Here is an 11,885-nt window from a genome sequence, read left to right as displayed (position 1 = left end):
CTGTACGGCCTGGTGCACTTCTACCCGGCGCTGCTGATTCCGTTGCTGATGTGGCTGTTTGCGCCGCGCTACACGCGCGGCCGCGACCTGTTGGTGGTGCTGGCCCTCTACGCCACCGCGCTGGTGGCGGAACGCCTGGATCAAGAGGTCTTCGCGGCCGGCGGCTGGATCAGCGGCCACAGCGTGAAGCATGTGCTGGCCGCCGTGGCTGCCGCTTGGGCGGTTCGCATGCTGCGCTTGCGCAACCCGGCCCCCGGTGCGTCACAGGCGCGCTGAACGCGTGGGAGGGATAACCGGGCCTGTGTCTCACGGCGCCGGCCGGATCACCTGGCCATGGCGGCGCAGTTGCGCGAACAGCGCGCCCGCGGTCTGCGACAGCGTGGGACTGACCGGCACGCCCGCCTCGCGCAGCATGGCGGCGATCCAGACATTGCAGGTTGCGAACAGATGGAATGCTTCGCGCGAGGCGTAGAAGCGACTCGTGCCGTAAAGCCCCGGCCCGAGCGGGATCGGTCGGCCGGTGGCGTCCAGTTCGTGGCTGGCCGAAATGGCGGCGACCAGCCGCGCGAAACCCTGCGGCGTGATCTGCAGGGCGACGATCTCGGCGGACGCGAAGTAGTGCTCAACCGGGCCGCTGAAGGCCACCATGTGCAGCACGCCCGCAGTCGGCCACAGCAGCGCGCGCAGCCCGAGCCACACCGACGGATCGGCTGCCTGGTAATACGCGCGGTCGCCCCAGCCCACCTCGAGATGCTCGGCGCCGACGAACTCGCGCCGCGCCGGCCAGGCGTGCTCGGGCACCTCAGCGGCGCGCACGACGATGCCGCTGTGCCAGCCGTGACGCACGACGAGGACGCGATGCATCGTCGCCTGCGCATCCACCGCCGGCGCTGCGCCGGGACTCAACTGCGCCGCGCAGCCCGGCGCCAGCACGACGAGGGCGAGCAGCAGCAGAAGGGCGGCGAGGCGGCCGACGCTGCCAGCCATGAGCGTTTGTCGCGAAAGGCAGCTGGAGCGCATGCCGGTGCTCATGGGTGCACCCTTGGCACTGCGCGCCGTCCCGCCAGGCGGGAATTCGCCCTTCGGGCGGCCGTGCGGCCTCATGGCCACACGGGGTGATGCCGGCTGATCCAGCGGTCGGAAGGGAGGACAGGTCAATGCGGGCACTCTTGCCGATCACGCCGGGCATCGCCCGGACGGGTCAGGTAGGACACGATACCGTCCAGCGCATGCAGCCTCGGGTAGCCGGCCTCGGCCTTCAGCCAGTCATCCAGCTCATCTCCATCGACACAGCCGCGCGCCTCGTAGCAGGCGTAGGCGGTCTCGCGAATGGCTTGTTCACGCTCAGCGGCCGGCGCCGGCTGGACTGTGCGGACGGGCTCATCAGGTTCCTGCTTTGGAGGGATGTTCCTCCTCTGCGCTCTGCAATTTGCGGTCTCGGTCATTGCATGTTGCTGCTGCATTTCGACTCTCCTGTGATTGAAAGGGGAGGTGCAGCGACCGTGTCACGAGCGCATGAATGCACCCGTTCAACATAGCTGCTGGCGCGGCCGGGTCATTGCGCCACGTCAACTCGTAGACGATTGGCGGGGCGTTGGCGCGGCGTGCGGGCTCAGCAGATGCGCGGCAGCGGCTCGCCGCTCAGCCAGTTAATGCGGTAAGGGCTGAAGCTTCCAGATATCGCGGTTGTATTCCTGCATGGTGCGGTCAGTCGAGAAAAATCCGCTGGAGGCGGTATTGAGGATGCTCATGCGCGTCCAGCTGGCCTGATCCTGCCACGCGCGCGCCACTTGCTGTTGTGCATCCACATAAGCCCGAAAATCAGCCAGCGTCATCCACGGGTCGTGCGGACTCCGGACGGCGTCCAGAATCATGTCGAATATGCCCGGTTCACAGGGATTGAAGTGGCCCGCAGCCAGCAGGTCAATCACTTCGCGCAGGTCGCTGTCGGCGTCGATATAGGTCTGGGGTTGATAGTGGCCGCGCAGCGCTTCAACGTCGTTCGCACGCAGGCCGAACAAAAAGAAATTGTCTTCGCCCACCGCTTCCAGAATTTCGATATTTGCGCCGTCGTAGGTGCCGATCGTCGCGGCGCCATTCATCATGAACTTCATGTTTCCGGTGCCGGACGCCTCCTTGCCCGCGGTGGAAATCTGCTCGGAGAGGTCGGTCGCAGGCGCAATAATTTCCATGCTCGACACCCGGTAGTTGGGCAGAAACGCGACTTTCAGGCGGCCATCGACATCGGGGTCGTTATTCACCACGTCGGCCACGCTGTTGACGAGTTTGATGATGCGTTTGGCCATCGCGTAGCCCGGCGCAGCCTTGCCGCCGATCAGCACGCAGCGGTCGGCCCAGCCGTCCAGATGCCCGTGCTTGATGCGCTTGTACAGGTGAATCACGTGCAGCACGTTGAGCAGTTGCCGCTTGTATTCGTGGATGCGCTTGACCTGCACGTCGAACAGCGCCGCCGGGTCGAACGTCACCCCACACTCGGCCCTGACCAGCGCAGCGAGGCGTTCCTTGTTGGCGTGCTTGGTCGCGTGCCAGTCGGCGTGAAATGCCTTGTTTTCCAGATCTGCCAGCGGCTTGAGCTTTTCCAGTTGCGTCAGATCGGCCACCCAGTCCTCGCCGATTCTTGAGCTGATCAGCGCACTCATGCCGGGGTTGGCGTGCGCTAGCCAGCGGCGCGGGGTGACACCGTTGGTTTTATTGTTGAATTTGCCCGGCCACAGATCGACAAAGTCGCGGAACAGCCCTTCCTTCAGCAGTTGCGAATGTAGCGCCGCCACGCCATTGATCGAAAAACTGCCGACGATGGCGAGCCAGGCCATGCGCACATGGCGCACCTCACCCTCCTCGATGATCGACATGCGGCGCTGGCGGTCGACATCGCCCGGCCATTTCAGCGACACCTCGCGCAGGAAATGCGCGTTGATTTCGTAAATAATCTCCAGCAGACGCGGCAGCAAGCGTTCGAACAGGCTGACCGGCCATTTCTCCAGCGCTTCCGGCAACAAGGTATGGTTGGTGTAGGCCATGCAGCGGGTGGTGATGTCCCAGGCCAGCCCCCAGGACACGCCTTTTTCGTCCAGCAGGATACGCATCAACTCCGCCACGGCGATGGTTGGATGCGTGTCGTTCATCTGAAATACGTTGTCCTGGGCGAACTGGGCGAACTCGACATGCCCCAGCGACTGCCAGCGCCGCAACACATCCTTGAGGCTGGCCGAGGCCAGGAAATACTGCTGGCGCAAGCGCAACTCCTTGCCGTTTTCGCTGATGTCATTGGGGTACAGCACCATGGTGATGTGCTCGGCATTGTTCTTGTCTCGCACCGATTCAGTGTAGCTGCCGGCGTTGAATTCGCTCAGGTCAAATTCATCCGTCGCGGTCGCTCTCCACAAGCGCAGCGTATTCACGGTGTGATTGCGATACCCCACAATCGGCATGTCGTAAGGCACTGCCAGCACATCGCAGGTGTCCACCCAATGCATTCTCAAGACCCCTTGCGCATCATGATAGGCGTCGCTCCTGCCACCGAAGTGCACGCGCTGGGTATATTCACTGCGCTCAACCTCCCACGGGTTGCCGTCGCGCAACCAGTGATCGGGATCTTCTATTTGATGGCCATCTTCAATGTGCTGACGGAACATGCCGTATTCGTAACGTATGCCGTATCCCATCACGGGCAATTGCAGCGTGGCGCAACTGTCCATGAAACACGCAGCCAGCCGCCCCAGACCGCCATTGCCCAGACCCGCGTCAGTCTCATGCTCACAGATTTCTTCCAGCTTCAAACTGTAGTCGAGCATCGCTTGCTCGGTCTCGTTCGTGATCCCCAGGTTCAGCAGGGTGTTGCCGAGTGCGCGCCCCATCAGGAATTCCAGCGATAAGTAGTACGCGCGGCGCACGCCCGGTACGCTGCCTACCCCAGCTGCTGTCCTGCTCCAGTCCGGCATGATGCGGTTGCGCAGCGCGTAAGCCAGCGCGTGATAAAAATACACCGGCGGTCCATCCTGAAATCGCCCTAAATGGCAGGAGAGATAATGATGGAAATCTTTACCTATCGATTCGCCGTTGCAATCGAGCCTGTTCAGGCTCAGTGGCAAGTTGGGATCATTCGATTTGTTGGCCCACATGGTGCAATCCTCCTAAGTCTGGTATAGCGCCAGATAATGCGCAGCGCTTTCGTTCCAATCAAATGTCTGCCGCATCCCCGTCTGTTGCAAGCACCGCCACCGGGCGGGCTGGCGCATGAGTTCCAGTGCGCGGCGAATGGCGGTGAGAAACGCGGCGACATCGGGCGTATCGAACACGAAACCGGTCGCGCTGCCATCGGCGAGCGTCGTCTCGTTCGCATCGACTACGGTGTCGGCGAGTCCGCCGGTTTTGTAAACCACGGGCGGCGTGCCGTAGCGCAGGCTGTACATCTGGTTCAGCCCGCACGGCTCAAAGCGCGACGGCATCAGGAACAGGTCAGCGCCGGCCTCGATCTGGTGCGCCAGCGCCTCGTCGTAGCCGATCTTGACGAACACGCGATCCGGATGCTTTTTGGCCAGCCGGGTCAGCTTCTGTTCGTACGCCACCTGGCCGCTGCCCAGCAGCACGAAACGCGCGTCGGTCTCGACGAGCAGGATCGTCATCGCGGCAAGCACCCAGTCCACCCCCTTTTGTTCGACCAGCCGTCCTACCAGCCCCAGCACCGGCGCGGTCAGCTGGCTATCGCTGGTTGTGCCCAGAAAACGCTCCAGCAGCGCCCGCTTGTTGTGCTTTTTTCCAGGATTAATTCGGCTTGCAGAATAATGCGCAGGCAAGTGCGTATCCGTAGCCGGATTCCACACACGGGTATCGATGCCATTCAAAATGCCCTGCAGCTTGGACTGGCGCGATTGCAGCAAACCCTCGAGGCCGTGGCCAAACTCCGGGGTGCAGATTTCCCGGGCGTAAGTCGGGCTGACGGTCGTCACCGCATCGGCATAAACGATGCCGGCTTTCAACATGGAAAAGCCGCCATGAAACTCCACACCTTCGGACGTCCACCAATGGCTGGGCAGTTGCAGCCGGACAAAATCGCCATGTGAAAAATAGCCGCCGTAGGCCAGGTTGTGAATGGTGAATACCGTTTTCGGGCGATTGCTTTGCTCGTGTAAAAATGCCGCAGTCAGCCCGGTTTGCCAGTCATGCAGATGCACTACTTCGGGCTGCCAGCCAAGGTTCAGTGCATCCTGCCCCAGCAATGCCGCCACCCGCGAAAATACGGTAAAGCGTTCAGCGTTGTCCAGCCAGTCCTGCCCGGGCGCGCATACATACGGATTGCCGACGCGATCAAACAAGGGCGGGCAATCCACCACCCATAGCGGAAACGCAAAATCGGGATGCCGCGTTTCCAGAATGCGCGCGCTATGGATGCCCTCCGCGCCGCGCACATCCAGCCAGCCGAGAATGCGCACCTGATCAAGTTGATGCAGCAGCGCACGATAACCCGGCAGCACCAGGCGAATATCCAGCCCCCGCCCGTGCAAGGCATGCGGAAGGCTGTGTACCACATCGCCCAGGCCGCCTGTTTTAATCAGAGGGTAGGCTTCACTCGCCACAAATAAAACTTTCATCGCTTCGTGCTTCGTTGTTGATTTTTTGCTTATCAGGGCGACACTTTGAAAAATACCGCCGCTAGCGGCGGCAGCGTCACTTCAAACGAATGTTCGAATCCCATCCACGGAATCGCCTGGGGCAGAACTGCACCGCTATTACCGATATTGCTGCCGCCATAAAACTCGGAATCGGTATTCAGCACCTCGTGCCACAAATGTCCGGAAGGCACGCCGACGCGATAGCCGAACCGTGTCACCGGGGTGAAATTCAGCAGTACGATCATTTGCGCAGCGGGCGACTTGCCTTGCCGCACAAAGCTCAGCACCGACTGATCGGCGTCGTGACAATCGATCCAGCGAAAGCCGCGCGGATCGAAATCAAAATCGTGCAATGCGGGCTCGGTTCGATACAAGCGGTTGAGGTCCCCCAATAGCCGCCGCAGGCTGTCGTGTGCAGGGAATTCCAGCAGCGCCCAGTCGAGTTCGCCCTTTTCAGACCATTCGTTCCACTGCCCGAATTCGCTGCCCATGAACATCAGCTTCTTGCCGGGGTGACCATATTGCCAGGCGTAGAACAGCCGCAGGTTGGCGAAGCGCTGCCACACGTCGCCCGGCATTTTATCGAGCAGGCTTTTTTTCATGTGCACCACTTCGTCGTGCGACAACGGCAGCACGAAGTTTTCGCTCCACGCGTACATCTGGCTGAAGGTCAACTGGTTGTGTTGATATTTTCGATACACCGCGTCTTGTTCGAAATACGCCAGGCTGTCGTTCATCCAGCCCATATTCCACTTCATCGAAAAACCCAAGCCCCCCAACTCCACCGCGCGCGACACCGCGGGCCAGGCCGTGGACTCTTCGGCAAAGGTCAGCACGCCAGGGTGGCGACCGTGTACCTCAACATTCAGCTCGCGCAGGAAAGCAATCGCTTCAATGTTTTCGCGCCCGCCGTATTGATTTGGCAGCCACTCGCCCTCGCGCCGCGAATAATCCAGATACAGCATCGACGCCACCGCATCGACCCGCAGGCCATCGATGTGAAACTCTTCCAGCCAGTACAGCGCGTTGGCAATCAGAAAGTTTTTAACCTCGTTGCGGCCATAGTTGAAAATCAGCGTGCCCCAATCCTGATGCTCGCCGCGACGCGGGTCGTCGTGTTCGTATAGCGCCTCGCCGGTAAACCGCGCCAGCGCAAAATCGTCTTTGGGGAAATGCGCCGGCACCCAGTCGAGAATCACGCCGAGCTGGTGCTGGTGACAGGAATCGACAAAACGGCGGAACGCTTCCGGCGAGCCGTAGCGCGCGGTCGGCGCGTAATAGCCCGACACCTGATAGCCCCACGACGCGTCCAGCGGATGCTCGGTAATCGGCAGCAACTCGATATGGGTGTAGCCAAGTTCCAGCACATAGGGAATCAGCTTGGCGGCCAGTTCGTCCCAGGAATAAAAGCTGCCATCGGCGTGACGCCGCCACGACCCGGCGTGCAATTCGTAAATGCTGATCGGTTGGTGCTGCCAGTCGAATCCGGCGCGGGCCGTCATCCAGTCGCCGTCCTGCCACACCCGGCCAAGCTCGGCGGGAATCGCGCTGGTGGTCTCGGGGCGCGGAAACATCTGGCGCGCGTAAGGATCGGTCTTTTTGACCAGTTGACCCTGCGCGCTGAGGATTTCGTATTTGTACGCTTCGCCTGCCGCAAGGCCGGGGATGAATAGCTCCCAGATGCCCCCGTCGCCGCGACAGCGCATCGGGTGGCGGCGGCCGTCCCAGACGTTGAAATCACCAATCACGCTGACCCGCTGCACCGCCGGCGCCCATACTGCAAACAGGCAGCCTGCGATGCCGTCTATGATTTTAAGCCGCGCCCCCAATACCTGCCAGGCCTGCATATGGCGGCCTTCACCCAGCAGATAAATATCCAGTTCGCCCAATTGCGGCTCAAAGCTGTAGGGGCTGAGCGTGCTGTGCCACGCGCCCACCTGCTTGTCCTGCCAGCGCAACAGCGGGTGTGGATCATGCGCCACGCCCGTGCCCAGCTTGAGTTCGAAGCAATCGGTGCCGACGACGCGACTCATGCGCAGGCCTTCGGCTTCCACCGCTTCGGCCATAGGCAAGAACGCGCGCAGGATGCTTGACCCATCCGTTTCAACATGCCAGCCCAGCACTTCGAACGGATCGTGGTGCGTGCCAGTCTGGACGCGCATGATGGGCGCACTGATGGCAGGCAAACGACTGACCGGCTTTTTGGCGGGGGTGGATTCGGGTACATTCATGACGGATTTCTTGTCTCGCATCGAGCGGTTTTCTCTAATTGTTCATGCAAACAGGATGCCAGTTCAGGCACCAGCATGTCCCATTGAAAACGCCAGCGCCAGTTGCCCTCAGACGTCCCCGGTGTATTCATCCGGGCTTCGCTACCCAGACGCAGCACATCCTGCATCGGCAAGATCGCCAGCGTTGCGCGGCTCGCCAGAACGCTTGCCTGCATGGCGTCGAGCACCTGGTCGGCGTCAGCCGCGTTCAATTGCTGCTGAATCGGGTGCTGCACCTCCTCCGGCAGGCTGGCAAACCAGCCCAGCGTCGTGTCGTTGTCGTGGGTGCCGGTGTAATACACGATATCCTCACCGACGTTTTCAGGTTTGTGCGGATTGTCGGCATGCCCGTCAAACGCAAATTGCAGCACCGCCATGCCGGGCAAATGAAAATCGCGGCGCAGCGCCGTCACATCCGGGGTAATTACCCCGAGGTCTTCTGCGACCAGGGGGATTTCACCCATTTCGTCTTTGAGTTTTTTCAGTAACTCGGCACCCGGCACGGGCTGCCAACTGCCGTTGACCGCCGTGTCGTCTGCTGCCGGGATAGTCCATGCTGCGGCGAGGCCGCGGAAATGATCGATGCGCACCAGATCAAACCATTTAAAATGGTAGCGCAGTCGATCAAGCCACCAGCTAAAGCCCTCGTCCCGCATCACCGCCCAGTTGTAGTGCGGGTTGCCCCAGCGCTGCCCGGCTGCTGAAAAATAATCCGGCGGCACGCCCGCCACCACGGTCGGCCTGCCCGCGTCATCCAGCAAAAAACGCTGAGGATGCGCCCATACATCGGCGCTGTCGTGCGCAACAAAAATCGGCATGTCGCCAAACAAGGCGATGCCGCGCGCATGCGCCGCCTGCCGTATACCCTGCCAGTGCGAATAGGCGTGATATTGCTCGGTCATCACTGCGACCAGCGCTTCTTCATGAAGCCGGTCAAATGCCGACAGTGCCTGCGGCTCGCGCTGACGTAAAGACTCAGGCCAATCGACCCAGCACGCGCCATTTTGCAAGCGCTTGATCACCATGAAACGCGCGTAATCATCCAGCCAGCGTTGCTGCGCGCGACGCCAGCGGGGAAAGCTGCGCATATCGGCACGCGTCTTGGGAAACAGCGCCGGGTTGACCGCAAACGCCGACGCGCACTGATAGGGCGACAAGCCGGTGATGGGCACACCCAGCGGCAGCATCTGCCACAGCGTGCAGCCGCTCGCCTGCAAAAAATCCAGCCATGGCAGCGCGTCCGTCAGCGTGCCAGACGGCAGCGAAGTCGGGTGCAGCAAAATGCCCGCACGGCGCTGACCGGAGTTGAACAGGCTCATCAGCCGCACGCCCTATTGACCCGACCAATAAACGCGGAGCGTTGCGCGCTCATCCGACGTTCCTGCGCATGGTGCCGGCATTCGCGGCCCGGCCACCCCCGTGCGACAGCTCGACCTCGAGTTGCGGCGGCGGCACAACACCGATCAAGCGATACAGCATACGTAACTGGGTGCGAAACAGTTGCTCAAAGTCGCTGACGCTGCCGGACGGGTTGTAGTCGCCAAACCACCAGAACCAGTCCGAGCCTTCGCACACCCCAAGCTGCCGCGTGGCCAGCGCGAGTTGCTCGGAATTCAGGCTGCCTGCCGCGACCACACGGTCATAGGCCCGCTTGGCCGCGACCAGGTAATCCCAGCCGCGATTCTTGTCGTCGGAACCGATCCAGGTGGAAAAACTGCCGTACACCCAACTGCCTGCCGACAGATGTTTCAGGGGAATGGCGGGCGCATTCTTGGCTTGTTCGGCAAAGGTCGTCATGCGCAAGGCGGTGTGCTTTGACAATGCGCAATACAGCGCGTCGAGAAAGAAATGGCCGTTGTCCGGGTAATACTCCCAGGCGTTTTCGCCATCCAGAATGACCGAGACGACTTTCTTGTCCGCCTTGTCGCCCCACAGCGCGGCAATGTTTTCCAGATGCTGAATGAAATCGCCCACGGCATCGTCAGAATGCCAGTCACTGTATTTGAAACCGATCAGGTCGGACAGACCATCGTCGCGGAAAAACAATCGGGTCTGAGTGCCGTCGACCTGTGCTGGAGAAAACAGACTGTGCTTGCTGGCGAGCTCCGCATCGGTGCTGCCGGATTGCGCAAAACTATGGCGCCATACGCCTTCGCCCGACGCGGTCCAGCGGATTTCGAATTCATCGAGTTGCGTCAGCGCATCGCGGCTGACGCCGCCTTCGGACAGCCATACGCCTTGCGGCTTGCGGCCAAAATAGTGTTCGAATACGGCGATCCCTTCCTGCAAATGCCAGCGCGAACGCTCCGCGCCCCCGGGATAACCGTCAGCCGTCGGCGCGGGCGCGTCCGGCTGCGCATCGCGCATATTCCTGAAATCGTTGAGCAAAGGCACGATGGGATGGCCATAAGGCGTCACCGACAATTCGATCTGTCCACGATCAGCCAGCACACGGTAACGAGGAATCAGTCCTGCCAGACACCCCTGCATCAGGCTTAGCAGTTCGCGCCGATCCACTGCCGAATAATCCTGTTCCTGTGTCAGCAGTCGCTGCGCCAACGGCGTTTGTTTCAAGGAATGGCCAAGCCAGGCGAGGTGATACCAGGTGAGCAAATCCAGAAAATACTGCTCGCTCAGATAGCTCAGGTGCCATTGCATGCCATGGATGCCGATGCCCGCCTCATCGGTCGCGCCTATCATGCGCAACAAGCGATGAAAAGCAGGATGCGGGTGGATCATGCGCGGCGCGTGGCAACGCTGGCAGGCCTGGATCAGCGCCAGCCGCGCGGCGGCATCCGTTGGAATCGGCTCGATACCGGCCAGAAAATTCAACATGTGATCCTGAGTTGGCACCCCGGTTTTGAGCATGGCGTCGAGCTGCTGAGCGTAATCATCGAGTTGCTCCAGCAGCACCGGCGCAAAATTCACGACTGCGCGCATTGCCGGGCAGCGTTCCAGATGCGCGGCCATGTCGCTGTAATCCTTGATGCCGTGCAAGTAAACCCACGGCAGGTGATAGGCGCCCGCGAGCCCTTCACGGTAATACGGCTGGTGCATGTGCCAGCACAACACGACATTGAGCTTTTTGACTCTGGGTTGATCGGCGTGATGTGATTCAGTTGTAGTCATGGCTGCTATGCAATCTCGGATACAAAATCTGCCCGAGCATGGCCATGGTCACCAATACAATGCCCTCCTGGGTCACATGGAAACGCTTAGCGTCCTCGACCAGGTCTTCGCCGATGACGGTGCCATCCGGGATTACACAGCTCTTGTCGATAATGGCCCGAGTGATCCGGCAGTTGCGGCCAATATTCACCTTGGGCAAGATTACGCTGTCCTTGATCAGGCTGCAGCTTTCCACCGTGGTGGCGAAAAACAGCACCGAGCGTTTGACCCGCGCGCCCGACAGGATGCAGCCACCCGCAATCAGCGAATCGATCGCCTCGCCGCGGCGGTCGTCATCGTCAAAAATGAACTTGGCTGGCGGATATTGCGGCTGGTAGGTCCAGATGGGCCAGTCGTGGTTATACAGATTGAGTTCTGGATCAATCGCACACAGTTCCATATTGGTTTGCCAGTAGGAATACACCGTGCCGACATCGCGCCAGTAACCCGGCTCGCCTTTATCGGTGCGGAAAGGAAACGCCATCGCGCGCGCGTCGGCAATGTTCTCGGGAATAATGTCTTTGCCAAAATCGTGCGAGGACTGCATTTTGCCTGCATCGTCCACCAGGGCTTTGTACAGAAAATCCTTGGAAAAAATGTAAATGCCCATCGACACCAGCGCCATGCCGGGCTTGCCGGGAACCGGCTCCGGGTTGGCGGGTTTTTCGGTAAAGCGGGTAATGCGCATATCTGCATCCACCGACATCACCCCGAAGGCACTGGCTTCCGCCAGCGGCACTTCGACACTGCCTACAGTAAACTCCGCGCCGGTTTGCACGTGATACAACAGCATTTCGGAGTAATCCATGGTGTA

Annotated in this window: 8 protein-coding genes and 1 pseudogene; 1 reads left to right on the top strand and 8 read right to left on the bottom strand. The window is 60.6% G+C overall.

Annotation, left to right across the window (positions count from 1 at the left end):
- Positions 1-276: pseudogene (locus ABW22_RS02895) on the top strand (alkaline phytoceramidase); the annotation flags it as partial.
- Between the two features lie 30 nt (positions 277-306).
- On the opposite strand, the gene ABW22_RS02890 reads toward ABW22_RS02895, so the two are convergent.
- The 8 genes from ABW22_RS02890 to ABW22_RS02855 form a co-directional block, all read right to left on the bottom strand.
- A complete protein-coding gene (locus ABW22_RS02890) occupies positions 307-1,032 on the bottom strand; it encodes a DUF2459 domain-containing protein (RefSeq protein ID WP_157648526.1) in 726 nt (241 codons plus the stop codon).
- Between the two features lie 122 nt (positions 1,033-1,154).
- A complete protein-coding gene (locus tag ABW22_RS02885) occupies positions 1,155-1,463 on the bottom strand; it encodes a DUF2934 domain-containing protein (protein ID WP_059751804.1) in 309 nt (102 codons plus the stop codon).
- A 186-nt stretch (positions 1,464-1,649) separates the two neighbouring features.
- Positions 1,650-4,142 (bottom strand): glycogen/starch/alpha-glucan phosphorylase, encoded by a 2,493-nt coding sequence (locus ABW22_RS02880; protein ID WP_059751802.1) that lies wholly within the window; start codon positions 4,140-4,142, stop codon positions 1,650-1,652.
- A 12-nt stretch (positions 4,143-4,154) separates the two neighbouring features.
- The gene (glgA, locus tag ABW22_RS02875) at positions 4,155-5,612 is read right to left on the bottom strand and encodes a glycogen synthase GlgA (RefSeq protein ID WP_059751800.1); all 1,458 of its coding nucleotides are present in this window, start codon (positions 5,610-5,612) and stop codon (positions 4,155-4,157) included.
- Between the two features lie 32 nt (positions 5,613-5,644).
- Positions 5,645-7,864, bottom strand: a complete 2,220-nt coding sequence (glgB, locus tag ABW22_RS02870) for a 1,4-alpha-glucan branching protein GlgB (RefSeq protein ID WP_059751799.1) — start codon at positions 7,862-7,864, stop codon at positions 5,645-5,647.
- On the bottom strand, positions 7,861-9,222 hold the full coding sequence (gene malQ, locus ABW22_RS02865) for a 4-alpha-glucanotransferase (RefSeq protein ID WP_059751797.1): 1,362 nt from the start codon (positions 9,220-9,222) through the stop codon (positions 7,861-7,863). The genes glgB and malQ overlap by 4 nt, the downstream gene beginning before the upstream one ends.
- Before the next feature lie 49 nt (positions 9,223-9,271).
- The gene (locus tag ABW22_RS02860; protein ID WP_237763206.1) at positions 9,272-11,032 is read right to left on the bottom strand and encodes a glycoside hydrolase family 57 protein; all 1,761 of its coding nucleotides are present in this window, start codon (positions 11,030-11,032) and stop codon (positions 9,272-9,274) included.
- Positions 11,019-11,885 (bottom strand): sugar phosphate nucleotidyltransferase (locus tag ABW22_RS02855; protein ID WP_059751794.1); only part of this gene is annotated, 867 nt, incomplete at its 5' end. The genes ABW22_RS02855 and ABW22_RS02860, both read right to left, overlap by 14 nt.

Origin of the sequence: Thiobacillus denitrificans, assembly GCF_001530125.1 — a bacterium.
In the GTDB taxonomy this organism is placed as follows: Bacteria; Pseudomonadota; Gammaproteobacteria; order Burkholderiales; family Thiobacillaceae; genus Thiobacillus; species Thiobacillus denitrificans_C.
This window is presented reverse-complemented; position numbering and strand designations above follow the sequence as displayed.